Annotated in this window: 24 protein-coding genes; 11 read left to right on the forward strand and 13 right to left on the reverse strand. The window is 61.8% G+C overall.

From position 1 onward, the window contains the following. Nucleotides 1-25: 25 nt before the first annotated feature. From sufC to ABVQ20_RS09425, 4 genes are all read right to left on the reverse strand, one after another. Nucleotides 26-781: a Fe-S cluster assembly ATPase SufC gene (gene sufC / locus ABVQ20_RS09410; protein WP_354459228.1), complete on the reverse strand. Its 756-nt coding sequence runs from the start codon at nucleotides 779-781 to the stop codon at nucleotides 26-28. A gap of 27 nt (nucleotides 782-808) precedes the next feature. Beyond that, on the reverse strand, nucleotides 809-1,048 hold the full coding sequence (locus tag ABVQ20_RS09415; protein WP_354459229.1) for a hypothetical protein: 240 nt from the start codon (nucleotides 1,046-1,048) through the stop codon (nucleotides 809-811). Next, the gene (sufB, locus tag ABVQ20_RS09420) at nucleotides 1,045-2,562 is read right to left on the reverse strand and encodes a Fe-S cluster assembly protein SufB (protein WP_354459230.1); all 1,518 of its coding nucleotides are present in this window, start codon (nucleotides 2,560-2,562) and stop codon (nucleotides 1,045-1,047) included. Before sufB ends, ABVQ20_RS09415 begins: the two co-directional genes overlap by 4 nt. A gap of 187 nt (nucleotides 2,563-2,749) precedes the next feature. Beyond that, on the reverse strand, nucleotides 2,750-3,913 hold the full coding sequence (locus ABVQ20_RS09425; protein WP_354459231.1) for a cysteine desulfurase family protein: 1,164 nt from the start codon (nucleotides 3,911-3,913) through the stop codon (nucleotides 2,750-2,752). A 237-nt stretch (nucleotides 3,914-4,150) separates the two neighbouring features. On the opposite strand from ABVQ20_RS09425, the gene ABVQ20_RS09430 reads away from it, so the two are divergent. Both ABVQ20_RS09430 and ABVQ20_RS09435 read left to right on the forward strand, forming a co-directional pair. Further along, nucleotides 4,151-4,825, forward strand: a complete 675-nt coding sequence (locus ABVQ20_RS09430; protein WP_227347924.1) for an alpha/beta hydrolase — start codon at nucleotides 4,151-4,153, stop codon at nucleotides 4,823-4,825. A 19-nt stretch (nucleotides 4,826-4,844) separates the two neighbouring features. Beyond that, on the forward strand, nucleotides 4,845-5,495 hold the full coding sequence (locus ABVQ20_RS09435) for an FMN-binding negative transcriptional regulator (protein ID WP_354459232.1): 651 nt from the start codon (nucleotides 4,845-4,847) through the stop codon (nucleotides 5,493-5,495). A 43-nt stretch (nucleotides 5,496-5,538) separates the two neighbouring features. Here the strand turns inward: ABVQ20_RS09435 and ABVQ20_RS09440 are convergent, their stop codons facing one another. The 5 genes from ABVQ20_RS09440 to ABVQ20_RS09460 all read right to left on the reverse strand — a co-directional run bounded on the left by ABVQ20_RS09440 (nucleotide 5,539) and on the right by ABVQ20_RS09460 (nucleotide 9,626). Next, nucleotides 5,539-6,375 (reverse strand): phosphatase PAP2 family protein, encoded by an 837-nt coding sequence (locus tag ABVQ20_RS09440; RefSeq protein WP_354459233.1) that lies wholly within the window; start codon nucleotides 6,373-6,375, stop codon nucleotides 5,539-5,541. 30 nt (nucleotides 6,376-6,405) lie between these two features. Further along, nucleotides 6,406-8,049: an ArnT family glycosyltransferase gene (locus ABVQ20_RS09445; RefSeq protein WP_354459234.1), complete on the reverse strand. Its 1,644-nt coding sequence runs from the start codon at nucleotides 8,047-8,049 to the stop codon at nucleotides 6,406-6,408. A 47-nt stretch (nucleotides 8,050-8,096) separates the two neighbouring features. Next, complete coding sequence (locus ABVQ20_RS09450; RefSeq protein WP_354459235.1) at nucleotides 8,097-8,432, reverse strand: lipid-A-disaccharide synthase N-terminal domain-containing protein; 336 nt, start codon at nucleotides 8,430-8,432, stop codon at nucleotides 8,097-8,099. Then, on the reverse strand, nucleotides 8,425-9,159 hold the full coding sequence (locus ABVQ20_RS09455) for a glycosyltransferase family 2 protein (RefSeq protein WP_354459236.1): 735 nt from the start codon (nucleotides 9,157-9,159) through the stop codon (nucleotides 8,425-8,427). The genes ABVQ20_RS09450 and ABVQ20_RS09455 overlap by 8 nt, the downstream gene beginning before the upstream one ends. A gap of 260 nt (nucleotides 9,160-9,419) precedes the next feature. Beyond that, nucleotides 9,420-9,626, reverse strand: coding sequence for a hypothetical protein (locus tag ABVQ20_RS09460; protein ID WP_354459237.1), 207 nt, complete (start codon nucleotides 9,624-9,626; stop codon nucleotides 9,420-9,422). On the opposite strand from ABVQ20_RS09460, the gene tyrS reads away from it, so the two are divergent. Further along, nucleotides 9,613-10,866 (forward strand): tyrosine--tRNA ligase, encoded by a 1,254-nt coding sequence (tyrS, locus tag ABVQ20_RS09465; RefSeq protein ID WP_354459238.1) that lies wholly within the window; start codon nucleotides 9,613-9,615, stop codon nucleotides 10,864-10,866. The two genes, ABVQ20_RS09460 and tyrS, sit on opposite strands and share 14 nt — an antisense overlap. Before the next feature lie 157 nt (nucleotides 10,867-11,023). On the opposite strand, the gene ABVQ20_RS09470 is transcribed toward tyrS, so the two are convergent. Continuing rightward, entirely contained in the window at nucleotides 11,024-14,407 is a 3,384-nt protein-coding gene (locus tag ABVQ20_RS09470; protein WP_354459239.1) for a hypothetical protein, read from the reverse strand. Between the two features lie 106 nt (nucleotides 14,408-14,513). Between ABVQ20_RS09470 and ABVQ20_RS09475 the strand changes: the two genes are divergently transcribed. From ABVQ20_RS09475 to ABVQ20_RS09510, 8 genes are all read left to right on the forward strand, one after another. Continuing rightward, the gene (locus ABVQ20_RS09475; RefSeq protein WP_354459240.1) at nucleotides 14,514-14,981 is read left to right on the forward strand and encodes a peroxiredoxin; all 468 of its coding nucleotides are present in this window, start codon (nucleotides 14,514-14,516) and stop codon (nucleotides 14,979-14,981) included. 210 nt (nucleotides 14,982-15,191) lie between these two features. Further along, nucleotides 15,192-16,484 (forward strand): M23 family metallopeptidase, encoded by a 1,293-nt coding sequence (locus tag ABVQ20_RS09480; RefSeq protein ID WP_354459241.1) that lies wholly within the window; start codon nucleotides 15,192-15,194, stop codon nucleotides 16,482-16,484. A 266-nt stretch (nucleotides 16,485-16,750) separates the two neighbouring features. Continuing rightward, nucleotides 16,751-18,190, forward strand: coding sequence for an FAD-binding oxidoreductase (locus ABVQ20_RS09485; RefSeq protein ID WP_354459242.1), 1,440 nt, complete (start codon nucleotides 16,751-16,753; stop codon nucleotides 18,188-18,190). Then, complete coding sequence (locus ABVQ20_RS09490; RefSeq protein ID WP_354459243.1) at nucleotides 18,187-18,930, forward strand: FadR/GntR family transcriptional regulator; 744 nt, start codon at nucleotides 18,187-18,189, stop codon at nucleotides 18,928-18,930. The genes ABVQ20_RS09485 and ABVQ20_RS09490 overlap by 4 nt, the downstream gene beginning before the upstream one ends. A 2-nt stretch (nucleotides 18,931-18,932) precedes the next feature. Beyond that, nucleotides 18,933-19,370, forward strand: a complete 438-nt coding sequence (locus tag ABVQ20_RS09495; RefSeq protein WP_354459244.1) for a VOC family protein — start codon at nucleotides 18,933-18,935, stop codon at nucleotides 19,368-19,370. A gap of 65 nt (nucleotides 19,371-19,435) precedes the next feature. Further along, nucleotides 19,436-20,488 (forward strand): ABC transporter substrate-binding protein, encoded by a 1,053-nt coding sequence (locus ABVQ20_RS09500; protein WP_354459245.1) that lies wholly within the window; start codon nucleotides 19,436-19,438, stop codon nucleotides 20,486-20,488. Beyond that, a complete protein-coding gene (locus ABVQ20_RS09505; protein ID WP_354459246.1) occupies nucleotides 20,488-21,261 on the forward strand; it encodes an ABC transporter ATP-binding protein in 774 nt (257 codons plus the stop codon). Before ABVQ20_RS09500 ends, ABVQ20_RS09505 begins: the two co-directional genes overlap by 1 nt. Then, a complete protein-coding gene (locus ABVQ20_RS09510) occupies nucleotides 21,258-22,013 on the forward strand; it encodes an ABC transporter permease (protein WP_354459247.1) in 756 nt (251 codons plus the stop codon). Before ABVQ20_RS09505 ends, ABVQ20_RS09510 begins: the two co-directional genes overlap by 4 nt. 57 nt (nucleotides 22,014-22,070) lie before the next feature. Here the strand turns inward: ABVQ20_RS09510 and ABVQ20_RS09515 are convergent, their stop codons facing one another. Genes ABVQ20_RS09515 through eutA form a run of 3 tightly spaced genes read right to left on the reverse strand, consistent with a single transcriptional unit; the run spans nucleotide 22,071 to nucleotide 25,278 of the window. After that, a complete protein-coding gene (locus tag ABVQ20_RS09515) occupies nucleotides 22,071-23,270 on the reverse strand; it encodes a M20 metallopeptidase family protein (RefSeq protein ID WP_354459248.1) in 1,200 nt (399 codons plus the stop codon). Nucleotides 23,271-23,295: 25 nt separating this feature from the next. Next, on the reverse strand, nucleotides 23,296-24,474 hold the full coding sequence (locus tag ABVQ20_RS09520) for a M24 family metallopeptidase (protein WP_354459249.1): 1,179 nt from the start codon (nucleotides 24,472-24,474) through the stop codon (nucleotides 23,296-23,298). Between the two features lie 42 nt (nucleotides 24,475-24,516). Further along, nucleotides 24,517-25,278 (reverse strand): ectoine utilization protein EutA, encoded by a 762-nt coding sequence (gene eutA, locus ABVQ20_RS09525; RefSeq protein WP_354459250.1) that lies wholly within the window; start codon nucleotides 25,276-25,278, stop codon nucleotides 24,517-24,519. Between the last annotated feature and the right edge of the window lie 72 nt (nucleotides 25,279-25,350).

The raw sequence follows: 25,350 nt of genomic DNA on the forward strand, positions 1-25,350 counted from the left end.
CAGTTTCGCCCTGCCTTCTGGCATCTCACGCGGCTTCGCCGATCACACCGGCATAGCCATTGGCTTCGAGGTCGAGTGCCAGCGATTTGTCGCCCGACTTGATGACCTGCCCCTTGTAGAGCACGTGCACCGTGTCCGGCACGATGTGATCGAGCAGGCGCTGATAGTGGGTGATGACGACGATGGCGCGCTCCGGGGAACGCAGCGCGTTGACGCCGTCGGACACGATCTTCAAGGCGTCGATATCGAGGCCGGAATCCGTCTCGTCGAGCACGCACAGCTTTGGCTCCAGCAGCTTCATCTGCAGGATCTCGGCGCGCTTCTTCTCGCCGCCGGAGAAACCGACATTGAGCGGCCGCTTCAGCATCGCCATGTCCATGTTGAGCGAGGCGGCGGCTTCCTTCACGCGCTTGAGGAATTCCGGAATCTTGAGCGGCTCCTCGCCGCGCGCCTTGCGCTGCTCGTTCATCGCCACTTTGAGGAATTCCATCGTCGCCACGCCCGGTATCTCCATCGGATACTGGAAGGCGAGGAAGATGCCGGCGGTGGCGCGCTCGGCCGGATCCATTTCGAGGATCGACTGGCCGTTATAAAGGATGTCGCCCTCGGTGACCTCGTAGTCGTCGCGACCGGCGAGGATGTAGGACAGCGTCGATTTACCGGAGCCGTTCGGCCCCATGATGGCGGCGACCTCGCCGGCCTTCACCGTCAGGTTCAAGCCGCGGATGATCTCCGTGCCGGTCGAGGCAATGCGGGCATGCAGGTTCTTGATCTCAAGCATTTTCGGTCCGTTTCAAAAAGTTCCCGTTCAGTGCCAGTGCCAGCGCCATTCGCCGTCGGTTTTGGCTTTGATGAACGATATGATTGCGCCCGTGAGGGCAAGAATAATGAGGGCGGTAAGCCAGGCCGGTATTGCCTTTGCAATCGAGACAAGCACCACGGCCACAATGACAAGGACGAACAGGCCGACAAAGGCCCACCCCTTCCAGTTGGTGGGCGTTGCCCCGTAGCCGAAGCGCTTCGGCCTGAACCATGCCTCCCCGGTCATCCCACGCTTCCCTCGAGCGAGATGCCGATCAGCTTCTGCGCCTCGACGGCGAATTCCATCGGCAGTTGCTGGATGACGTCCTTGACGAAGCCGTTGACGATCAGCGCGATCGCCTCTTCTTCCGGGATGCCGCGCTGCATGACGTAGAATTTCTGATCCTCGGAAATCTTGGAGGTCGTCGCCTCGTGCTCGAACTGCGCCGTCGAGTTCTTGGCCTCCATGTAGGGCACGGTGTGCGCGCCGCACTGGTCGCCGATCAGCAGGGAGTCACAGTTGGTGAAATTGCGAGCATTGGTCGCCTTGCGGTGCGCCGAGACCTGGCCGCGATAGGTGTTCTGCGAGAAGCCGGCGGCGATGCCCTTGGAAATGATGCGGCTCGACGTGTTCTTGCCGAGGTGGATCATCTTGGTGCCACTATCGACCTGCTGGTAACCGTTCGACACCGCGATCGAATAGAACTCGCCTGACGAATCGTCGCCGCGCAGGATGCAGCTCGGATATTTCCAGGTGATAGCCGAACCCGTCTCGACCTGAGTCCACGAGATCTTCGAACGGTCGCCACGGCAGTCGCCGCGCTTGGTGACGAAGTTGTAGATGCCACCCTTGCCCTCGGCGTCGCCGGGGTACCAGTTCTGCACCGTCGAGTATTTGATCTCGGCATCGTCGAGTGCCACCAGTTCGACCACGGCGGCGTGAAGCTGGTTTTCGTCGCGCTGCGGCGCCGTGCAGCCTTCGAGATAGGAGACGTAAGCCCCCTCCTCGGCGATGATCAGCGTGCGCTCGAACTGCCCGGTGTTCTTCTCGTTCATGCGGAAATAGGTCGACAGTTCCATCGGGCAGCGCACGCCCTTGGGCACGAAGACGAAGGAACCGTCGGTGAACACAGCGGAATTCAGCGTCGCGTAATAATTGTCGGAAGTCGGCACGACCGAACCGAGATACTTCTTCACCAGTTCCGGATGCTCGCGGATGGCTTCCGAGATCGAACAGAAGATGACGCCGGCCTGCGCCAGCTCCTTCTTGAAGGTGGTGACGACGGAAACGGAATCGAACACCGCATCAACAGCGACGCGGCCCGATTTGTAGACATTGTCGCTGACTTCCTCGAGTTCCGAGGCATCGGTCTTCTGCACGCCGGCGAGGATTTCCTGCTCCCGCAACGGGATACCGAGCTTCTCGTAGACCTTCAGCAGTTCGGGATCGACGTCGCTCAGAGACGTCGGGCCGGGCGTGCTCTTCGGCGCCGCATAGAAATAGATGTCCTGGAAATCGATCTTTGGATAGTTGACGCGCGCCCAGGTCGGCTCTTCCAGCGTCAGCCAGCGCCGATACGCTTCCAGACGCCATTCCAGCATCCAGGACGGCTCGTCCTTCTTCGCCGAAATGAATCGGATGATCTCTTCGCTCAGGCCCTTCGGAGCCTTGTCGACAGCGATTTCGGTCTCGAACCCATATTTGTATTGGTCGACGTCGATCTTTCGGACCCGATCGATCGTGTCCTGCACAGCAGGCATCAGCGTTCTCCATCCACGCCGGGGTCAAGGCCCGACAGTTTTCAAACTATGGCATCGCCAAACAGCACCCGAGGGCGCCGGAGGCGGCGTAAGTTCCATATAGTGCGTTTCCGCCGGAATTTCACCCGGCCAGCTCGAAACGCACGGCTCTACCAGGCCCTGGAGCCCGAATTCATTTCTGCCGCGTTCAAGCGGCCTGTTCCCTGACTGCCCGGCGGGACGCTATTCCTGCAAGGGCCGCCCGAAACAATGCGATGTCCTCGGCGCTTGTGGCCGCACCAATCGAAACACGCAGGGCTCCAAGGCTGTCGCCATGGCCCATGGCCTTCAGCACATGGCTTGGCCCGACCTTGCCCGAAGAGCATGCTGAGCCCGCCGACAGGGCGACACCAGCGAGATCGAAGGCAATCTGCGCCGTTTCAGCCTTGACGCCCGCAATAGCGAAGAATGTCGTATTGGCAAGCCGTGTCGCGCCGGTTCCAAAGATTTCCGCGTCGGGCACCAGGGTTTTGACGATGGTCTCGATCTCGTCGCGGCGATGCCGCACGCTGTCGATGTCCTTGAGCCCGGCCAGAGCTTCCCGCGCCGCCGCCCCGAACCCGGCAATCCCGGGCAGGTTCTCGGTGCCGCCGCGATGGCCCTTCTCCTGGCCACCTCCGTTGATCAGCGGCTTCGGCATCATCAGATCGGACAAGGCGATGACGGCGCCGACACCCTTGGGGCCGCCGATCTTGTGCGAGGACAGAATCAGGTAATCGCCGTAACCGGCTGACATGTCGATATGAATTCGCCCTGCGGCCTGAACCGCGTCGATTACCAGGACGCCGCCCGCCGCCTTGACGATCTCGGCGATGCGATCGACAGGCTGGATGACGCCGGTCTCGTTGTTGGCTGCATGAACAGCCACAAGCGGCAGGCCTTCAGTCTTGTCATGCGCGGCAAGAGCCGCCGCCAATGCGCCGAGATCGACAACACCGTCGGCGTCAACGCCGATCCGCGTGACCAGCGCCGCAGGGAAGCGCCCGCCGTTCAAGACGCAAGGGTGATCTGCCTCGCAAACGTAAAGACGGCTCATACGCACCGAGCCACGTCCCATCTGCCAATCCGGGGTCAGCAATGTCGAGGCCGCTTCGGTTGCGCCGGAGGTGAACGCAACATGCTCGCGCCTGGCGTTGACCACCGACGCCACATCGCGCCTGGCATTCTCGATCAGCCGCCGTGCCGCGCGTCCCTCAGCATGGACCGACGACGGGTTGGCCGACATGTCGAGCGCCGCAACCATGGCCTCACGCGCCGAGTCTAGCAGCGGCGCGCTGGCATTGTAGTCGAGATAGGCGCGTGTCGCGGTCATTTGCCTTCAATTGATCCCGTCAAAAGCCGTTCAGCGAGGCTATCGCGTTATTTCCTTGAAATTCCAAGGCGAGCCGTCCTATTTACGCGGCTTGCGGCGTGGATGGACGAGCTGTTTTTTGGCCATCCAGTTTTGAACAATTCTAAACTAGCTTCTAAGAAGACGCTCGCCCTGCGTCAAGGCCAGAGGAAGAGTTGTTCCGGGCGCCGCGCATTCGTATGCCAAGTGGAGTATTTTATGCCTGAGGTCATTTTTACCGGTCCGGCTGGTCGCCTGGAAGGCCGCTATCAGCCGTCCAAGGAAAAGAGCGCGCCGATCGCCATCGTCCTGCACCCGCACCCCCAGTTCGGCGGCACGATGAACAACAAGATCGTCTACGACCTCTTCTACATGTTCCAGAAGCGGAATTTCACCACGCTTCGCTTCAATTTCCGCGGCATCGGCCGCAGCCAGGGCGAGTTCGACCACGGCACGGGCGAATTGTCGGATGCCGCCGCGGCGCTCGACTGGGTCCAGTCGCTGCATCCGGATTCCAAGAGCTGCTGGGTCGCGGGCTATTCGTTCGGCTCGTGGATCGGCATGCAGCTTCTGATGCGCCGGCCGGAGATCGAAGGCTTCATCTCGATCGCACCGCAGCCCAACACCTACGACTTCTCGTTCCTGGCGCCCTGCCCCTCGTCCGGCCTCATCATCCATGGCGATGCCGACAAGGTGGCGCCGCCAAAGGATGTCCAGGGCCTGGTCGACAAGCTGCACACGCAAAAGGGCATCACCATCACCCAGAAGACGTTGCCGGGAGCGAACCATTTCTTCGCCAACGACGCCGATCTTCTGCTGGAGGAATGCGCTGATTATCTCGACCGCCGGCTTGCCGGCGAATTGTCGGATCCACGGCCGAAGCGGCTGAGGTAAGAAAGGTCAAGGGATCGCGATGTACGAGCCCCCTCTTTTCCAGGAAATACGGCCGGACGTGCTGCGCGGGCTGATAAGAGCACACCCGCTCGGCATGCTGATTTCCAATGGATCGGAGGGGCCGGTCGCGAACCTGCTCCCGTTCCTGCTCGACGCCGACGTGCCGCCAAACGGCCGGCTGCGCGCGCATCTTGCCCGGGCCAATCCGCAATGGCGTCTTCTGGCGGACAATCCGGCATCGCCCGTGCTCATCGTTTTCCAGGGCGTGGACAGCTATGTGACGCCGTCCTGGTACGAGACCAAGCGCGAGACCGGCAAGGTCGTGCCGACGTGGAACTACGCCATGGTCCAGGTGCGCGGCATGGTCAGGGTGATCGAGGACCAGGACTGGCTGGCGCAGCAGATCACGGAGTTGACCGCGTCCCAGGAAGGCCGTCGCGAAGCTCCCTGGGCAGTCACCGATGCTCCAGCCTCGTTCATCCAATCGCAGATCAAGGGCATTGTCGGGCTGGAGATCGAGATCACGGACATGCGCGGCAAGTGGAAAGTCAGCCAGAACCGTCCGGTCGCCGACCGCGTCGGCGTTGCCGAGGGCATGGAAAACGAAGAGCCCAACTCGCCCGACATGGCCAAATTGGTAAGATCCTACGGCGGGCTGGACAACACCTGAAATCGGGGCTTCTGCCAGCCAGGCTCAGAGCCTGGCGAATGCTCTACCTATTCCGCTTCGCTTCATCGAACCATGCCAGCCGAAACGTCTTCTTGCGGACCGGAAGCCCAGACCGCATCTGACGAAATATGAAACCAAGGCGGGCAAAGACCAGTGCGGAAGCCACCGCAAAGGCGAAGCCAAGCCCGAAGCCGGCGACCGTGTCGCTCGGATAGTGTGCGCCGACGAAAACCCGCGTCGACGTTATGCATGCGGTCACCGCCAAGGCGATGTACCAGCGCTTGGGAAACAGCAGAAGAGCGACACCAAAGACGGCGCCCATGGTGGTGGCGTGGCCGGATGGGAATCCGGCAAAGCTTGCATCCATTGCGAAGGGGTGCAGGGACAGAACGCCAAACTCTTGAAAATGCGACGGGCGTGCCCGGCCGATTGCATATTTCAGCACATTGACGGCCAGGCCGGACAGGCCAACCGAACACAGCACCAGGAAGGCCAGCGAAGTCCAATTGTAGGCGAGCATCAGCGCTCGTCGTGAAAGGCTTCGCCAATCGGCGAGGTTGGCGACGACGAGCAAAAGTGCAGCGGGTATGAGGTACCAGCCACCAAGCGCGAATTGTGTGAGAAAATCCGCAAGCCGGACAAAACCCGGCGACCATTGATCCCGAAGCATTCCCGCGGGCAGATCGAGGCGAACGAACGCAGCCGCCGTCAGCAGGACCCAGACCAGCAGCCAAACCGGCCACTTGATGTGCGGATACGTGGCCGGACGCGCGACAAAGCGCTTTTTCGCGATGCGGAGTGTGTCGCGAAAATTATCGACGGATCGGCGCGGCATCGCAAGCAGCGCGGCGGAAATGGGCGGGCGCGATTTCACCAGCATTTGGAGCCGGACTCTATCATCGAAGAGCCGTCATTGGACCACCCGGTAAAGGCCGAGAGACATCTTTTCTCCTGACGAATAGTTGATGCCGTCGATCATGGCGACGCGGTTCGCCGACTTGCCCTGCCTCGCCAAGACGCCATTCAGTTCCTGTTCTTGTTTCACCGGCGCCAGCGCCAGTGCACAGGCAGGATCGGCAAGCAGATGTCGGGCGACACCATTCACATCGGTCAGCACCGTGTTCGTGCCGACCAGGAACACCAGGCTGGGTTCCTGGAAGCCGGCCGAAGCCAGCACCGTCGTGTCGCAAAGGCGATTGGCTTTGACGGCGGCTTCGATCGCCGGGCTCAGCCAGATGGGTTTCAGGGACGGCGCGATGACGCCGAACAACAGGGCATAGCCAATGCCGGCACAGACGGCGGCGGCGCCGATGCGGCTGACCGGAACCTGCAGCTTGCGCGAGAACGCCAGATAGCCGGCCGCAAGCATCGCGGCGGCCGCCGGAATGCTCCACCAGGAAAAGGTATGAGAGAGATAGATAGGCGCGCCAATGCACAGCACGGCGAGGCCGATCGTGACCGTGCCCAGGCCAAAGGCGGTCGCCCACCAGAGCCATACCTGCCAGCGTTTCAGCGGCGCATTCGCGTCCTGTGGCGACAGGGTCAGGAGCCAGCCGACCAGCAGAGCCATGGCGGGATAGGCCGGCAAGATATAGTGCGGCAGCTTTGTCGGGATCAGCTCGAAGACAAGCCAGAACGGAATGTACCAGGCGATGCAGAAGCGGACCCGAGGATCGTCGCGCAGCCGATTGATCCCCTGGAGCCCGGCGCCCACCGCGATCAGGCCGAATGGCCACATGAACAGGGAATAGGTCAGCATATAGAAGCCGGGCGGCACGCCATGCGATTCCGCGCCCTGCGAGACCTTGCCCATCAGATCCTTGCCGACGGCCTGCTGCAGGAAAGCGCCACCGCTTTTCCAGGTGATGAGCGCGAGCCAGGGCAGAACGATGAGGAGAACGAGTGCGAGACCGCGCCCAGCCTTCAGCTTCGACAGCCACCGCCAGTCGCGCTCGAAGGCGAATAGCGCGGCGACGGTCAACAGCGATATCAGCGGCGTGATCGGCCCCTTGATCAGGATCCCCGCGCCCTGCGCGATCCAGAACAGCCATCGCAGACGACTGGGCACGGCTTCGCTCCTGCGCGAAGCCATATAGATCTGCGCCAGCGCGCCTTGCGCCACAACACAGCAGGCCAGAAGCATGGCATCGGTCTTGGCGTCCCGCCCCTCGAAGGCGGTCGCGAAAACCGCGGCCATGATAAGGCCGGCGGCGACACCGGCATTGGCGCCGAAGAGATTGGCACCCGTCCAGGCGGTCGCGACAACGGCGATTGCGATACCCAGGACCGAAACCAGGCGATACACCCAGATCGGCGCCTCGGCTCCCTGGCCACTGAGGACCACGGCCGCTGATTGCAGCCAGTAGATTCCGATCGGCTTCTGGTAGCGCGTGCCTTCCTGGAACCGGATATCGACATAATTGCCGGTCTCGGCCATCTGCTTGGTGGCCTGGACGAAGCGAGGCTCATCGCGGTCGAGCGGCGGCATCGCCGCCAATCCCGAAACGGTCATCAGCACGCTGAACAGGAAGAGAAAGATGTAGTTCCTGTTCATGGCGTTGTCCCAGCCTCTCGAACCGTTTGCTTCAAGACGACGGCCGTTCAGTCGACTTTCGTCATCGCTGCCGCCCGCCGCTCGTTGGCGATCAGCCAGAGATTGCGGATGTAGATGAACATGCCCATGGCCTGGCCCGCGATGAAAACCGGGTCCTTGCGCTGGATGGCATAGATGAGCAGCAGGCCGCCGCCGAACAGCGAAAAGAACCAGAAAGCGATCGGCACCACGCTGCGCTTCGCCTTCTCCGATGCGACCCATTGCACCACGAAGCGCATGGTGAAGAAGAACTGCGCGACGAAGCCGAGCAGGACCCAGCCATCGAACTGCAGCACGAAAACCTGGTGTATCCAGCTCGCCAGTCCCTCAAGCACGTTAGCCATGGCTGACTTCCTCTACCTTTGGCATTCTGCGGCGCCTGCGGCGCAGCCACCAGACGCCACCGAGATCAAGCGCGCCCTGCAGGCCGCGGTCGAAAATTCCGTAGTTCGAACTGCCGTGCCGGCGTGATCGATCGACGACGTCGCAATGAACAACACGGAAGCCCTCCTGGATGACAAGCGCCGGAACAAACCGGTGCGTGCCATCGAAGAACGGTAGTTTGCGGATGATGTCGGTATGAACAGCCTTCAGGCCGCAACCTGTATCGCGCGTCTCGTCATGCAGGATGGCATTTCTCAACCAGTTGGCGAAACGGGAGGCCAGTTGCTTGACCTTGCTGTCGCGGCGCTTCAGGCGTTGCCCTTGAGCCGCGCCGAAACCCGGCCCGGCCTGCCGTAGCGCATCGACCAGCACCGGAATGTACTTTGGGTCATTCTGGCAGTCGCCATCGATGGTCGCGACGATATCGCCCCGTGCCGCCCATGCGCCGGAGCGCAGGGACAGGGACTGCCCGGCTGATTTCTCATGCCTGAGGTGGCGAAGCGGAAATGGGCGCAGCGCCGCTTGCGCGGCAAGCACGTCGGCCGTTTCGTCGGTCGATCCGTCGTTGACGACGATCACCTCGAAGGCGCGCCCGGTCATGGCCGTGCCGATCTCATCCAGCAAAAGCGGCAGGTTCGCCGCTTCGTTCCGGCATGGAATGACAATGGATATCAGTGCGTCCGGCATGTCATGTGAGGCTCTGTCGCGGGATATGGCATTCGATGGGTGCCGTGCGGTGCCATTCCAGACTTTGAGCTGCAAGAACCTGGCGGCGCGGCGCCTCATTACGCCAGCGGAAACGATGACGCAAGCATCCGCGCCCTATGCTGCATCGTTTCAGGGATCGTTGATATGTGCTCACAACCGTTGCAAATCCGGTCGTGCAACGCCATTCGCTGTCTGACGTGTTGGACAGTGCGCAAAACCGGATTGTCACTTTTTGCTGATCAGGAATGCATCCCTTGAAGCACGATCTTCTGCAAAACCGGATTCCGCTTTTGCTGATCGCCGATTCCGCCACCAAGCGCGATCGGACGCAAAACCGGATTCCACTTTTGCTGATCGCGCTTGGATGCTAAACGCGCGCGTTCAAGCACGCCACGGTCAACAGCATCGGCCGGAGCCTTCGGGAAAGAAAACATGTCCGCCTTCAAATCCGACTTCCTGCGCACGATGAGCGAGCGCGGTTTCATCCACCAGACCTCGGATGATGCCGGCCTCGACCAGCTTTTCGCCAAGGAGACGGTCACCGCCTATATCGGGTTCGACGCGACGGCAAAGAGCCTGCATGCCGGTTCGCTGATCCAGATCATGATGCTGCACTGGCTGCAGCAGACCGGCCACAGGCCGATCGCGCTGATGGGCGGCGGCACCTCGATGATCGGCGATCCGTCCTTCAAGGACGAAGCGCGCAAGCTTCTGACCCCTCAGGATATCGACGACAATCTCGCCGGCATCCGCCGCAACTTCATTCCCTACCTCAAATTCGGCGGCGGTCCGAAGGACGCGGTCATGATCAACAACGCCGACTGGCTGATGGAGATCAACTACGTCAATTTCCTGCGCGATGTCGGCCGGCACTTTTCCGTCAACCGCATGCTGGCCTTCGATTCGGTCAAGCTCCGGCTCGACCGCGAACAGTCGCTGTCGTTCCTCGAATTCAACTACATGATCCTGCAGGCCTATGACTTCGTCGAGCTGTACAAGCGTCTCGGCTGCCGGTTGCAGATGGGCGGCTCCGACCAGTGGGGCAACATCATCAACGGCATCGACCTTGGCCGCCGCATGGAGGACGCGCAGCTCTACGCGCTGACCACGCCGCTGCTGACCACATCATCCGGCGCCAAGATGGGCAAGTCCGCCTCGGGCGCAGTGTGGCTCGATGCGGAGATGCTGAGCCCTTATGAGTTCTGGCAGTACTGGCGCAACACCGAGGACGCCGATGTCGGCCGTTTCCTGAAGCTCTACACGACGTTGCCGCTGGACGAAGTCGCACGGCTGCAGAAGCTCGGCGGATCGGAGATCAACGAGGCCAAGAAAATCCTCGCCACCGAAATCACCGCCTTGCTGCATGGCCGCGAAGCTGCGGGCGCGGCCAGCGAAACCGCGCGCAAGACGTTCGAGGAAGGTGCGCTTGCTGAATCCCTGCCGACCATCGAGATCGCCAAGGCGTCGCTGGAAGCCGGCGTCGGCATTCTGTCCTTGTTCGTCAGCGCGGGGCTCGCAGCCTCCAACGGCGAGGCGCGACGGCATATCCAGGGTGGCGCGGTGCGCCTCAACGACCAGCCGGTTTCGGATGATCGCCGTGTGGTGACGCTTCAGGATCTGAGTCCGGAAAACGTCCTAAAGCTCTCACTGGGCAGGAAAAAACACATCCTGGTGCGGCCAGTCTGATCGGGACTGATCCATCCCGATGAGCGGGATGGAATTCGCGGCTTCGGGGTCATCAAGGTCTAGAGCCTATTCCATCCCGATGGAATAAATAGGCTCTATCTTCTAGTTTGAGCATGATCTTTTCCGAAAACCCGTTCCCACTTTTCGGGATCATGCTCTAGCGATACTCGAAGATCGACCGAAAAATTCCGGGCGCGATCACCGACAGTGGATTGATGTCGAGGACCGGCTTGTTGGCATTGCCCTTCAGCCGGTAGGTGACGCCGATCAGGCCGCGATCGCGGCCGTTGCCGAGCAAAACGCCGACAAGCGGCAGTTCACCGAATATCCGGTTGAGGCCATAGGCCGGCATGAACGTCCCGGTCATGTCCATGTTGTTGTTCTGGTCATAAAGCGTGCCCTGAAAAGTGGTGCCGATACGCGGGCCACGCAACACGCCGTTTGCCAGTTTCAGATAGCCGCTACCCTTTTCGATCTCGGCAAAGCCACGTTCGAACTTGACCCGCGACGTATCAAGATTGCCTTTGACCGCCTCGTTCAGGCTGCGCTTGTCCCCAGCCGGCGTGGTCGAGACGATCGATGCAAGCTTGGGCTCGTTCACCACGAAGAAATCGCTGGTATCCACCTGGCCCTTCATCGGGCCGTCGCTCGCACCGGCCAGCGCCAAGGTGATTGAGCCACCTTCCATATGCTCGTAGATGTTGAGGAACCGCAATATGGCCCCGGCGTCAGCCGACTTCACGTTGAGGGCGCGCCTGCCATCCCCGGTCGTGTTGCTGATGGCTATGGCGGCACCGGAACTCGCCGTGGCGCTGACCTTCAGCCCGTTCACCCTGGAGCCCGCGGCACTGTAGTCCAACTTCAGATTCGAGAGTTTCTCGTCGTGGAAGCCGGTCAGGGAATCCACATTGGCGCTGACGGAAATCGCATCGGTACCAGTGGCCTTGGTGGCGGTATCCACATCCGAGGTGAATTGCTTGATCAGCGAGCGCGCATCCAGCGCGCTGCCTGATATGTCGACCGCATAGGACTTGCCCGACCGCTTGACCGACACGGCAACATCATCGTCCCTGTTCAACGTGACCTTGCTGAACCGCGCCGACGACAAGCCGTTGTTGACCAGCACCACGGTGCCGTCGATGGAGAAGGTCTTTCCGCCCAGGTCAAAATTGGACAGCGTGGTGGTGTCGCCGGATTTCGTCATCACGAAGGTGACGTTCGCAGGAATGCCAGCTCCCTTGCTCCAACCCGCCCAGGGGATGTCCAGCTTGGCATTGGTCAGGTCCGCCGAGACGTTCTGGTTGCCATCGCCGCTCTTGTCGATCGCCACCTTGATCGTGCCTGAAAGCAATGGCGAGAGGCCAGGCATGGCGCTTGCCCGCGTCTTGTCGTCGAGCACAAGCGCGACTTTCCTGCTGCGCGGCGGACCGTCATCCTTGAGCGGTTCGATCAGGTCGAGTTCAGCCGGGATGCCGTTCAGCAGCGCCTTGGCGGAAATGACGGCCTTGTCGGGCGCCACCGTGATGCTGCCGTCGGCGTTGGTGACCGTCTGGCCTTCGAACGGCTTGGCGAGCGAAAGCCCCGTGTAATCAAGCGACACCAGCCAATCGAGTTTCGAGGTGTCGACCCCGGACGTAAGCGGGATATCCGCCCTTACGTGCCCCGTCACCGAACCTGACAGGTCTTCCGCCGCGAAACCGACGTGGCGCATGGCGTTGATCGGCTCGTAAGACGCGAGTTCGGCAATCGCCGGGGCCTCGCCGGCAACATCGATGTCAAGCGAACCAATGACAGGCGGCAGGTTCGCCGCCTTCACTGTCAGCGTGCCATTGCTGGCCGCCACGGTACGGCCGCTGGGCATAAAGACGGTGCCCGAAGACAGCGCGATATCGACATCGTTGCCATGGAACGAAACCACGCCAACAGCATCGCGTATCGGTGGAATGCGGCCGGCAGTGTCGAAGCGTGATCCTTCAATCTGGAAGCGCCCAAATACTTCGTCGGGACCTAGCGGGACACCATTGCCAAGCCGCCCTGGAACCACCTGGAACTGCAGATTTGCATTGACTACGCGCCCCCCGAACAGGTTCTCCAGCACCCAGAGCCTCGCGCCACGCGCGGAAAACCAAGGCCACAACTGCTTGACGTGGGAAACCGGCATATCGTGGATGTTGACGGACATCGACACGCCCGGCGCCTTTCCGTCGACGAATTGGACGGACGCGGTACCCAACGCCTCGCTTGTGGGACCGGACCTGATCCCGATCTGCTCCGCCAGGAGCTTGTGGCTTTTGGTCTGATAGACACCGGCGATCCGGGCGATGAAGCTAAGAGCGGGTTCGGGCGATTCCGAAGGCGACAGCGTCGAACCGTCACTGGTCAGATCATAGCGATAGGATGGTTCGTCACCGGCTGCTACGGTGGCTGGTTTCGGGCCGATCGAGCCCGCGAAATCAAATGTCGAGCGGCCGGTCTTCAGCAGCAACTTGTCCACCTGGATCTTGTTGCTGCCGGACACGAGGGTGGCATCGAGACCTACATCGGACGCAAGCAACCCACGTGGACCCAGATCGAGCACCGCCCCGGTCAATGACAGGGAGGCCGTCAGCCGCGACGTGTTGTCACCTGTGCCCTGTGCCCCCCTCAGCCTCAACACAACAGCACCGATCCTGCCGCCCGTCACTGCGGTGACGTCGGCGGAGTCAGCCATTTCAACGTTTGCATCGAGCGCTGTTACGCGCCGCGTCGCTGCATTATGTGTGGCTGAGGCGGCAATCGTCAGCGCCCTGCCATCGATATTGAGGCTGGACGAGAACTCCATGCCTGCGGATCCGGACTGCTGAACTGTGGCGTCCGCAACCACGACCGATTTAACTGGGTCTGCGGCCGGCAGCACGAACTCGACATTGTGAAGATCGATCCGGCGCATCGAATCCTCGCGCACCGCGTCCAGCACGAGGTTGACGTTTTCAAAAGTCGTCGCGGACAGCTTGTCTGGATCGATGAGGCCGTCCGCATTGCGCAAAGCGCTTGTCCAGTCGCCACCTGACGGCATCGACGCCACAACGATGTGGGCGTCGGAAATCCTGGCACTGGTAAGCCGCACTTCGCCCCAAAGCAGCGGTATCAGGCGCACACCGAAACGAACACGCCCGGCGTCGGCCATCGGCTTGCCATCGGCCGTCTTCAGGCTGACATCACTCACCTGCAGCGCAACGAAGCTCGATCCGTCAAGCGTGATGCGAGCAGGCCCGATCGCCGCATGGACATCGAGACCGGCCAGTTTTTCGATCGCTGTCTCCGCTTCGGCTCGCAGCCGTTCAGAGCCAATCCCAGACACGCCGATCAGATAAACGATAGCGGCCGCCAGCAGGACGACAGCCGAAAGCCCCGCGACCAAGCGCTCGAGAATACGAAAGCCGCGACCGATCGACGCCTGGCCGAGCGGCGGCACGCGGCATGCAGACGGGAGAGCGCCCAGATCTGTGATCTCGTCACGCCTGAACTTGATCTTCTCGTGTTGCAGTTGCTCCTGATCCAAGGAATCTTCCGTTGTATGAACTCGTATATGAACTCGACGTGGACGAATCCCCGGCTGACACTATATCGGTGCGGCTTCGCGCGTAACCTTAAACAAGGGCATCGATATGGCTGATCTGGACGTAGGCGATCTTGCGCCGCAATTCGACCTTCCACGCGACGGCGGAGGAACGCTCAGCCTTGCCGCATTGTCCGGAAAGCCCGTGGTGCTCTATTTCTATCCACAGGATGACACCACAAGCTGCACGCAAGAGGCGATAAGCTTTTCGCAACTGAAGCCTGAATTCGAAAAAGCAGGCGCCGTCGTGATCGGCCTGTCGCCGGACAGCACGAAGAAACACGACAAATTCAAATCCAAATACAGCCTCACCATCGACCTGGCGGCCGATGAAGAGCGCAAGGTGATCGAGGCCTACCATCTGTGGGTCGAGAAATCGATGTATGGCCGAAAATACATGGGCGTCGAACGCGCAACATTCCTGATCGGCAGCGATGGCCGCATTGCCAGGGTATGGCGCAAGGTCCGCGTAAAGGGTCATGCCGAAGAGGTCCTCGAGGCCGTCCGCGCTCTTTGAAGCCGCTTTCACGCGGCTGAAAAAGCAGGGAGTTGGCCCCGTTGCTTGTTCGAGCGGCGGGGCTTTTTGCTTGGCTGGGGCGCTCGCCTACAACCAACCACCCGTTTTGCGGGCAATCCCTGCCGGCGGCCTCGTTCGAGAAGGCTTTGTTAACCTTAATAATGTGTACTTCGGGACTGTCGTTGGTGTCGTAAACGAAAGCTTGGTCCCGTGAACGTAACCGGTCAGTCAGCGGTCTTCGGCAGGCGCAAAGAGCCCCACACGATCATCATCGCCCGGGGCGATCAAATCCGGCATTTTACCGTACGCCCGTGGATTGCCGCATTCCTCGGCTCCGCGCTGGCCGCGATGGCCATAGGTTATCTGTTGGCGACCTCATACCTCGTGCTGCGCGACGATCTGATCGGCGCCACGACGGCCCGGCAGGCCCGCATGCAGCAGGCTTACGAAGATCGCATATCGGCGCTTCGCGCCCAGGTCGACCGCATCACCAGCCGGCAGCTTCTCGACCAGCAGCTCATGGAAACCAAGGTCAGCGAGTTGTTGGAACGGCAGACCCAGCTCAGTCAGCGTCATGGCCGCCTTGGGCCCCTCATCGAACGTGCGGAGAGCGAAGTCGGAACGCCGCCAGCCGCGGCTCCCGCACCGGTCGAAAAGCCTGACCAGCATGCCGACGCGACCGGCAGCATCGGCCAGATAGCCCAGACCTATTCCGTCGCAAGCCTCGGCGCCGGCGACACAAGGCCCTTCTCGCTGTGGTCGACGCGCTCGGATCCGCTGCCCAGCGAATCGTCGGCCGACCGCGCCGACAAGCTGTTCGTGTCGATCAACCAGTCGCTCAAAAACATCGAGAGCGAACAGCTCACGCGTGTCACCACGCTTGCCGACAATGCCTACAAGAGTGCCGACGCGATCACCCAGGCGCTTGAAGCGGCCGGGCTGCCGGTCGACAGCGATTTCGGCAAGAGCGACAGCGATGTCGGTGGACCGCTGATACCGCTCGACAGTTCGATGATCTTCGACAGCAAGGTCAAGGAACTGGACGAGGCACTGGACACGCTCGACCAGCTCAAGAAGGAAGCCCGCCGGCTGCCACTCGCCAACCCCGCGCCTGGCCATTCCGTCACCAGCCCGTTCGGCGTGCGCACCGACCCTATCCTCGGCTCCGCCGCGCTGCATTCGGGCATGGACTTCAGGGCTCCGATCGGCATGCAGGCCAAGGTCACGGCGCCGGGTGTCGTCACCAAGGCCGGATGGAACGGCGGTTATGGCCGCATGGTGGAAGTCGATCACGGCAACGGTTTCGCCACGCGATACGGGCATCTGAGCGAGATCGATGTGACGGTCGGCCAGAAACTCAATGCCGGCGATGTCATCGGCAAGACCGGCAGCAGCGGCCGCTCGACCGGCCCGCATCTGCACTATGAGGTCCGCCACAATGGCGAAGCGATCGACCCCCTGCGGTTCCTGACCGTAGGCAAGAAGGTCGAACAGTACCTTTGAGGCAGGTAGGCCCTGGCCTGATCGGACAGGGCCAGTCGTCCCTTCTTGATCCGCGGACAATCCCGCCGGTGCTGACCGCAGTCACGCCGGCGTCGCTCGGCGCCAGGCAGCCCCTTTGCCCTCGCCGCGCCTCATAGCGGCGGCAAGCTCACTGCATCTCCCCGAATACCTGTAAGTGCCCTCCTCGCCTTTTGCCCGTTGACTCAATTCAAGTTGTAGGATGATATGTATAAGCATACTCCCTAACATGAGCACTGCCTCGAAAAATGACCATCCACGGCATCTCGCCTGAAGTTCTCGCTGCCCTGGAAGGCGTCTTGGGACGGAACGGTGTGGCAGCCGACAGCGATGGTATGGCGAAGTACCTCGGAGACTGGTCCGGCGATCATCATGGCGGAGCCCTTGCCGTGCTGAAGCCTGCTTCGGTCGCGGATGTCCAGGCCGCTGTCCGGCTGTGCGGCACGCTCGGGCTGGCGATGATACCACAAGGTGGCAACACCGGGCTGGTGGCAGGTGCGATCGACATCGGCACGGACCGAGGCATGGTCATCATCAACACGGAGCGCTTGAACAAGGTGCGCCTTGTCGACGCCGACAATTTCACCCTGCAGGCTGATGCGGGCTGCATCCTCCAACACATCAAGGATGCCGCGGAGAACCAGGACTGCCTGTTTCCGCTGGCGCTCGGCGCTCAAGGTAGCTGCCAGATCGGCGGCAACGCCGCAAGCAATGCCGGCGGCGTCAACGTGTTGCGCTACGGAATGGCTCGCGACCTCATTGTCGGCCTGGAGGTGGTGCTGCCGGACGGCGAATTGTGGAGCGGCTTTTCCGGCCTGCGCAAAGATAATCGCGGCTACGATCTGAAGCAGCTTTTCATCGGCTCGGAGGGAACGCTGGGCATCATCACCGGTGTCGAGGTCAAGCTGTTTCCGAAGCCCGGCCGGATCGAGACGGCGTATCTGGGCCTTCCCTCATTCGAAGCGGCCATAGCGTTGTTCAGGCAAGCCCGGCGCGAATGCTCGGACCTGATGTCGGCCTTCGAGATCATCGGCTCGGAATGCATGGAGCTTGCGCGTCTGGCCGACCCGAAGATCACCGCGCCGGTGACCGCGCCTGTTCATGTGCTGATAGAACTGTCGTCGAGCGGCGCTATAGACCTGCGCACCCTGCTGGTCGAATTTCTGGCCGGCGTCATGGAACAGCACCTCGTCACCGACGCCGTCCTGGCCGAGAGCAGCGCACAGGCCAGGGCGTTCTGGGCCATTCGCGAAGGGCTGGTCGAAGGCCAAGCCAAGCGCGGCTACCACGTGCGCACCGATCTTTCAGTGCGCATCTCCGACATTCCCGTGCTGATCGCTCGTGCCCGCCATCTTGTCTCAACGGAGCACCCGGGCTGGATCTCCCAGGCCTATGGGCACGCGGGCGACGGCAACATCCATTTCAATGTGCTGCCACCGCGCGGCCTTGGAGAGACCGAGGCGCGCACCAGGGGCAGCGCCATCACGACCAAGCTGTACGACATCGTCAACGCACTCGGCGGCTCGATCAGCGCCGAGCATGGCATCGGGCGCACGCGCCAGCGCGTCTACTGGGACGGGATGTCTTCCGTTCAGCGTCGGCTTGTCGGCACGCTCAAGAATGCGCTCGATCCGAATGGATTGATGAATCCCGGCTGCCTCTTTCCTCCGGCGGAGACTGTTTCATGAAACAACGACTGGCTGCCATCGGCACTGTCGAGGCGCTGCCGCACCGGGTCGCGGCGTTCCTCAGCCGCGAGATCGAGTCCGGCGACCTCAATCCTGGCAGCTTGCTGCCGACGGAGCAGCAGCTGTCCGAAAAATTCGGCGTCAGCCGGAACGTGGTGCGCGAGGCGATCGCGCAATTGCGGGCCGACGGCATGGTGGAGGCGCGCCAAGGCATCGGCTCCTTCGTCCTGGCACCAGAGCAGCGCGCGGCGATCCGCATTGACCGCGAAACGCTGAAGGAAGGCCAGAACATGGAGCGGCTCTTCGAGCTGCGCTGCATCCTCGAGGCCGAGTCAGCTGCACTTGCCGCCGAACGGCGCGACCAGGAGCATCTCGACGCGATCAAGGCGGCGCTCGACCGCATGAGTGGCGAGGAGCGCTGGGAAGACGGCAGCATCGACGCCGACCTTCTGTTCCATCGCGAAATCGCCCGAGCGACCGGCAACGCCTACATCCACACCTTCATTTCCTTCGTCTGCGAGCAGATCCGCCGCTCGATCTATTACGCACGCCAGACCAACCCGTTGCACGACCTGGTCGAAGTCAATGTCGGCGAGCATGTGCGCATCTACGAGGCGCTGGTCGCCGGCGATCCGGCGGAAGCCGAGGCGGCGATGAGCGCTCACATCATCGGCGCTGCCAACCGGGTCGGCGTCAAGCTGCCGGCGTCGCGCACTCGGCATACCGACGGAGGAAAATAACCATGTCGATCGGAACCACCTACCGGATTTCGGACGTCTGCCTGCTTGTCGACAACATCGAGCGGACGGTGGCGTTCTATGTCGACAAACTCGGCCTCCGCTTGCGCCGGCGCGCCGAGGGGTTTGCCGACTTCCATGGCGAGGGCGTGACGTTGGCCGCCTGGGAGATCGACCACATCAACCGGCACACTGGCGTGTCGAAGCTGCGTTCGCCGCGTCACGCACACAAGGTCTGCGTCGCGGTCATGCTCGACTCGCCCGGTGAGATCGACCGGCTCTACATCGAACTGACCGCCAAAGGCGTACCCTTCCAGGGGCCACCGGAGGATTATGTCTGGAACGCGCGCTGCGCCTATTTCACCGACCCGGACGACACGCTCTGGGAACTCTACGCCTGGCTCGACGGCGGCCCCGGCGACTACCACGACGAGCAGCCGTAGACGACACCGCGCCAAGGGAACGGCGCGCAATGAAGAGACAGCAAGTCTTGCAACAGGAGCGAAAAATGAGTGGGAACCAGAATTGGAATTTGAATCGCCGTACCTTCGTGAAAGGTGGCTTGGCGGCTGTCGCGGCCGCATCGGCGGGCATGCAGCTCGTGCTGACTCCCGGTGCAAAGGCGGCGGGAAAAGTCGTCATCCAGTATGACTGGCTGACGTCCAACGGCCAGATCGGCGATATCGCGGCCGCCGCCAACGGCTATTTCAACGATGCCGGGCTCGAGGTGGAATTCAGTCCGGGCGGCCCCAACGCCTCGACGGTGCCGCCAGTGATCTCCGGCGCGGCCCAGCTCGGCCAGTTCTCCGAAACGCCGCAGCTTTTCGCGGCGCGGGCCAGCGGCGTGCCGGTGAAGATGATCGCCTGCGGCTTCCGTACCGGCCCCTACGCCCTCACCTCGAAAGCAGCGAACCCGATCCGCGGCATCGCCGACCTCAAGGGCAAGAAGATCGGCATCCAGCCGACCGCGCGTTTCGTCATGGACGAGATCCTGGCCAAGAACGGCATGAGCGCGTCCGACGTCACCGTCATCAATGTCGGCTTCGACAAGGGGCCGCTGGTGCGAGGCGACGTCGACGCCATCGGCGGCTGGATCACCAACACGCAAGCGCTGAGCGTCGTCGGCGATGACCGTATCGACCTTCTGGTGCGCGATCTCGGCTTGAGCTCCTACGCCGATGTCTATTTCGCCACCGACGCCGCGATCGAAAAGGATCCGGACACGCTGGCGAAGTTCATCGGCGCGGTCGCCAAGGGCTGGGGCTGGGTGCACACCCACCCGCAGGAAGCCGTGAAGAAAATGGTCGCCGCCTACCCCGAAATGGACCTTAGCTGGGAAGAGAAGACCGTCGACCTCGTGCTCAAGCTTTCCTTTGACGCGACAACGGCCAGGGATGGCTGGGGCACGTTCGATCCGGCTTCCATAGAGGAACAATTGGCGCTGCTAGACAAGGTCGGCCAGTACCCGAACGGCCGCCCTGCGGCCGCTGACGTCTACACCACCAAGATCCTCGAACTTTCGGCCGCCAACCGTCCGAAGCTCGACGCCCCCGCCGCCTGATGGCGACCGCGATCGAAGCCAGCAGGCTGGATGTCGGCTATGGCGGCCGCCAAGCGGCCGTCAAAGTGCTTTCCGGCCTCGACCTCTCCGTCGAGACCGGATCCTTCCTGTCGATCCTGGGACCTTCAGGCTGCGGCAAGTCGACCTTGCTCAGGGTGATCGCCGACCTGCTTGATCCGCTGGGCGGTACGATCAGCGTGCTTGGCGACACGCCTCATGCGGTGCGATCGCGCCGCGATGTCGGCTTCGTCTTCCAGGACTCGACCTTGCTGCCCTGGCGCACCGTGCGTGACAATGTGCGCCTGCCGCTTGGCGTCGGGCAAGGCAGCCTGACCCGCAAGATCGAGGATCGCAGCGAGGAATTGCTGGAGCTGATGGGGCTTGCCGGGTTCGGTGAGCGCCTGCCGCACCAGCTTTCCGGCGGCCAGCGCCAACGCGTGGCAATCGCCAGGGCGCTGCTTGGTCAACCAAAACTGCTGCTCATGGACGAACCGTTCGGGGCCCTCGACGAGATCACCCGCGACCGCCTCAACGACGAGTTGCTCGCCCTGTGGCGGCGCACCGGCGCCACGATCCTCTTCGTCACCCACTCGATCGCCGAGGCCGCCTATCTCGGCGAAAGGGTCATCGTTCTCGCCGCCAATCCAGGACGACTTGCCAAGGATATCGACATGCGGCCGTTCAAGCAGGAAGGCAACCGCTGCTCGCGCGAAGACCCTGCAATCGTCGCCGCCATGGCGGAATTGCGCACCGCGCTGGAGCGCGCGTCGTGAGGCCGGCGCCAATGTCTCCGCAGCTTGCCATCGCCCTGCCCGTTCTCGGCGCGGCCTCGCTGCTTCTTGCCTGGCAGTATCTCCTGCCCCTTCTCGGCGTGCCCGCCTATATCGTGCCGACACCAACGGCGATATTCGGCGTCTTCCAGAAGAACTTTTCCCTGCTCATCGGCAATCTCAGGCCGACGGCGATCGAGGCCCTGGCCGGCTTCGTCATCGGCAATCTTGCCGCCGTGCTGCTGGCCGTGGTGTTCGTGCACAGCCGTATCCTCCAGGCAGCCTATTTTCCGATCGTGCTGTTCTTCAACACCATCCCGATCCTGGCGCTGTCGCCGATCATCATCCTGATCTTTGGGCTCGGCATGACACCGAAGATCGTCATCGCGGCGGTGATCTGCTTCTTCCCGACGCTGGTGAACATGATCCGCGGGTTGGATTCAGCCAGCCACAATGAGCACGAACTGTTCCGGGTGCTGTCGGCGACACGCTGGGAGATCTTCTGGGGCCTGCGCCTGCCGCGCGCGTTGCCGATGCTGTTCTCCTCGCTCAGGATCGCATCGGCAACAGCGGTGATCGGTGCCATCGTGGGCGAATGGATCGGCTCGGACAAAGGCCTCGGCGCACTCATTATCCAGGCGACCTTCAACTACCAGTCGGACCGGCTTTACGCGGCGATCGTGCTGTCGTCCTGTCTTTCGATCGCGCTGTTCTGCGCCGTGGTGATGGTCGAGCGCCGGGTCATCAAATACTGAACAGGCATTTCAACGGCTCGCGCAGGCCGTGCACGAGCCGTCTTGGATCGCTTTTGGTCAGCCCGAATTTTCCGGTTGCATCGACAGAAATCCGGTCGCCGCTGAAACCAGGGTGGCCGCGCCAACTTTCAAGGCGGCCTCGTCGACACGAAATCTGGCATGGTGAAGCGGGAAGATCGATCCGACGTCCTCATTGCGGATACCGAGCCGAAAGTAGACCGATGGGCGTTTTTCGCTGTAGTAGCCAAAGTCGTCGGCAATGGTCCATCCAGGGGTGTTGAGAACATTGCCGGCTCCGACGCAAGCCCTGGCACTGGCGACAATCAGCTGGGTCATCTCGACGTCGTTGACGACCCCCGGCTCGCCCTTGTGGATGTCGACTTCAACACGCGCGCCGTGGCTTGCGGCCATTCCCTCGGCAATCGCACGAACGCGGCGCCAGGCCCGCTCGCGGGTTGCATCGCTGCCGCTGCGGATAGTGCCTTTCAGCGTGACCTTGCCCGCGGTCACATTGTAGGCGTTGCCGCCATTGATGGCCGTCACGGAAATGACCAGGGGGTTGTAAGGGTCGATCTCGCGCGAGACGATCTTCTGCAATTCCGTCACCATGGAGCAGGCCACGGCCAACGCATCGACACCTTCATGCGGTTTTGCCGCGTGTGCCGCCGAGCCGATGACGGCCACATCGAACGTATCGCACGCCAAAGTGTAGGGACCTGGGCCGACGGCGATCTTGCCCGAGGGCGTATAGGGATCGACATGAACGCAGATCGCGGCATCGACATCGTCGAGAAGCCCCTCTTCCACCACTCGCTTCCCGCCCGAAGGTTCATCCTCCTCGGCGGGCTGGAATATAAGGCGCACCGTCCCGCCAAAATCACTTCTTGATTGATGAAGGTGCGCAGCAACCGCGAAGGCCATCGACGCGTGGGCGTCGTGACCGCACGCATGCATCACGCCTGGATTTGTCGATGAAAAATCGACGCCGGACTCCTCCTCGATCGGCAAGGCATCGATATCTGCCCGAATGGCCACCTTTCGATTTGACGGTTTGCCCGTGCCGACAATATCGACCGCCAGACCAAAGCCCGCAACGTCGCGAATGTCGGTAATTCCCTGCCCTTCCAACATCTGTCGCAGATAACGCTGCGTGCTCGCTTCGTGGTTCGAAAGCTCCGGGTTGCGGTGCAGATGGCGGCGGATCTCGATCATCCGATCGAGAATTCCAGCATCGATATCTGCCGCGACGGCATTCACGACACAACCGGCCATGGTCGCATTCTCAGGATTTGACATGGATCTCTCGTGGGAACTTGGTCAGGGTCTCATTGCCGGTTTCAGTGACCAGGATGGTCTCGCTGATCTCGATGCCCCAGCCATCCATCCACATGCCAAGGATGGAATGAACGACATTGCCGGATTCAAGCACCGTCTTGTCACCGGGCCTGAGGCTGATCGTGTGTTCACCCCAATCCGGCGGATAGGCGACGCCAATGGAATAGCCGATGCGCGACTCCTTTTTCAGTCCGTGGCGCTGGATGACCTTGCGCCATGCACCCTCGACGGTTTCGGCTGATATTCCCGGCCTGACCGCATCGAGCACCGCGTCCATGCCCTCGATCACCGCCTTTGCCGTGTCCGAGACACGTGTCGGTGTTTTGCCAAGCTGCAGGGTTCTTGCCAACCCGGCGGCATAGCGACGACAGACGCCGGCAAGTTCCAGGGCAATCGTCTCGTTTTCTCCGAACCGCCGGTCGCTCCACATGATGTGCGGAGCCGAGGCGTTCTCGCCGCCGAGAATTGTCGGTGGAAGAGCGGTGATATCACCCGCGAAGTCGGGGCTGCCTGCGATCTGCGCCGCCTGGATGGAGGCAATGGCATCGCACTCGCGAACACCCGGCGCGATCACCTCGAAGGCCCGCGTGACCGCCGCTTCGGCCAAGGTTGACGCCTTGCGCAAATAGGCGATCTCGGGCGTCGATTTGACCGCGCGAATCCAGTTCACCAGGAGATCGGCATCATGCCATTTCGCATTGGGAAGGCCGGCGACAAGCCGGGTATGGCCTTTCGGCGAGAAATAGTAGGCTTCGAGCTCGATGCCGATATGGCGGTTTCCCCAACCTTTGGCGACAATCCAGTTCGCGATCCAGTCCATGGGATGGCGATCGACACGCTGAACGTGGTCCTCGGGAAAACCAACCACATTCTCGGGCTTCATCCAGGCCGTCAGAAGCCCCCCGGCCGCATCCATGGCGCGTCCTATCCAGACAGGCTCGAGCTCTTCCAAGGGAACCAGCACCACCTGCGGCGTGTAGAATGACCAGCCATCATAGCCGGTAATGTAATGCTGGTTGGCAACGTCGTTGACGACAAGAAGCTCTAGACCGCGCTTGGCCATCTCGGTGCGGATCTTTCGTAGCCGCTGCTGATACTCGTCGCGCGTAAATGGCAATTCGATCATTTCTTCTCCATCCTTTGCTGGATCAACGTTTGCGCGCTTCGCTCACCATTGAAGCGGCTTCGACATCAGCAGCCCGTGCCGCCCACCGCGTGCCTGTTCTCCACAGATGCGAAGACAGGCCCAAGCGGTCGCCTGATTGCTCGTGACGACGGGAATTCCCATCCGATCCTCGATGGCCGCTGCAATGCTTGCCGCCCGCACAGACGTGCAGGACACGAACAACGCCTGCGATTGCGGTGCCGTCGCCCGAACGGCGAGGTCGACCAGTGTCGGCAATTCGATCCTCGCCATCTCCCGATCATCGGTCAGGCCAAGACAGGTGAAGCGGTCCAGGACGAAGCCGTGGCGCTCGAAATATCGTGCCATCGGCTCACTGGTTTCCACGGTGTAGGGCGTGAGGACCGAAATGGCGGTGGCGCCAAGGGCCTTGAGGCCACGAACCGCTGAGGCCGAAGGCGTCACCACCTTGGCATCCGGCTTGGCAACCCGAACGGCCGTCTCGACCGCATCGTCGCCGATGACCACTGATGCCGACGTGCAGCAGAATGCGATCGCATCGAGTTCTTCGCCTGGAAGGATCAGCGCCGCGGCTTCAGTCAATCGCGGCTTCATCGCGCGGAGATTTTCCGGAGTCGTCGGGTTCGCATACGGAATTCGCGCCACATGGATGCCTACGCGCTCACTTGCCGCGATCCGCTGAAAATCCACCTCCGGCGTATGGTCGGTGGCAAGGACGATCAAGCCTATGCGTTTGGCGATCGGCCTCGCATCGAATCGCAAAGCCCGTCCGTCGAAAAGTTCCATTGCACAGCCACGCCTCACCAGAGCCGCAACGATGCGTCAGACTCTCAAACCGTGTCAATAAAGGAATAAAAC

Source organism: Mesorhizobium shangrilense (assembly GCF_040537815.1).
Classification (GTDB): domain Bacteria; phylum Pseudomonadota; class Alphaproteobacteria; order Rhizobiales; family Rhizobiaceae; genus Mesorhizobium; species Mesorhizobium shangrilense.

What these genes read in the sequence shown, in the direction of transcription:
- sufC (WP_354459228.1), bottom strand. Translation starts at nt 781, where the DNA reads ATGCTTGAGATCAAGAACCTGCATGCCCGCATTGCCTCGACCGGCACG.
- ABVQ20_RS09415 (WP_354459229.1), bottom strand. Translation starts at nt 1,048, where the DNA reads ATGACCGGGGAGGCATGGTTCAGGCCGAAGCGCTTCGGCTACGGGGCA.
- sufB (WP_354459230.1), bottom strand. Translation starts at nt 2,562, where the DNA reads ATGCCTGCTGTGCAGGACACGATCGATCGGGTCCGAAAGATCGACGTC.
- ABVQ20_RS09425 (WP_354459231.1), bottom strand. Translation starts at nt 3,913, where the DNA reads ATGACCGCGACACGCGCCTATCTCGACTACAATGCCAGCGCGCCGCTG.
- ABVQ20_RS09430 (WP_227347924.1), top strand. Translation starts at nt 4,151, where the DNA reads ATGCCTGAGGTCATTTTTACCGGTCCGGCTGGTCGCCTGGAAGGCCGC.
- ABVQ20_RS09435 (WP_354459232.1), top strand. Translation starts at nt 4,845, where the DNA reads ATGTACGAGCCCCCTCTTTTCCAGGAAATACGGCCGGACGTGCTGCGC.
- ABVQ20_RS09440 (WP_354459233.1), bottom strand. Translation starts at nt 6,375, where the DNA reads ATGCTGGTGAAATCGCGCCCGCCCATTTCCGCCGCGCTGCTTGCGATG.
- ABVQ20_RS09445 (WP_354459234.1), bottom strand. Translation starts at nt 8,049, where the DNA reads ATGAACAGGAACTACATCTTTCTCTTCCTGTTCAGCGTGCTGATGACC.
- ABVQ20_RS09450 (WP_354459235.1), bottom strand. Translation starts at nt 8,432, where the DNA reads ATGGCTAACGTGCTTGAGGGACTGGCGAGCTGGATACACCAGGTTTTC.
- ABVQ20_RS09455 (WP_354459236.1), bottom strand. Translation starts at nt 9,159, where the DNA reads ATGCCGGACGCACTGATATCCATTGTCATTCCATGCCGGAACGAAGCG.
- tyrS (WP_354459238.1), top strand. Translation starts at nt 9,613, where the DNA reads ATGTCCGCCTTCAAATCCGACTTCCTGCGCACGATGAGCGAGCGCGGT.
- ABVQ20_RS09475 (WP_354459240.1), top strand. Translation starts at nt 14,514, where the DNA reads ATGGCTGATCTGGACGTAGGCGATCTTGCGCCGCAATTCGACCTTCCA.
- ABVQ20_RS09485 (WP_354459242.1), top strand. Translation starts at nt 16,751, where the DNA reads ATGACCATCCACGGCATCTCGCCTGAAGTTCTCGCTGCCCTGGAAGGC.
- ABVQ20_RS09490 (WP_354459243.1), top strand. Translation starts at nt 18,187, where the DNA reads ATGAAACAACGACTGGCTGCCATCGGCACTGTCGAGGCGCTGCCGCAC.
- ABVQ20_RS09495 (WP_354459244.1), top strand. Translation starts at nt 18,933, where the DNA reads ATGTCGATCGGAACCACCTACCGGATTTCGGACGTCTGCCTGCTTGTC.
- ABVQ20_RS09500 (WP_354459245.1), top strand. Translation starts at nt 19,436, where the DNA reads ATGAGTGGGAACCAGAATTGGAATTTGAATCGCCGTACCTTCGTGAAA.
- ABVQ20_RS09505 (WP_354459246.1), top strand. Translation starts at nt 20,488, where the DNA reads ATGGCGACCGCGATCGAAGCCAGCAGGCTGGATGTCGGCTATGGCGGC.
- ABVQ20_RS09520 (WP_354459249.1), bottom strand. Translation starts at nt 24,474, where the DNA reads ATGATCGAATTGCCATTTACGCGCGACGAGTATCAGCAGCGGCTACGA.
- eutA (WP_354459250.1), bottom strand. Translation starts at nt 25,278, where the DNA reads ATGGAACTTTTCGACGGACGGGCTTTGCGATTCGATGCGAGGCCGATC.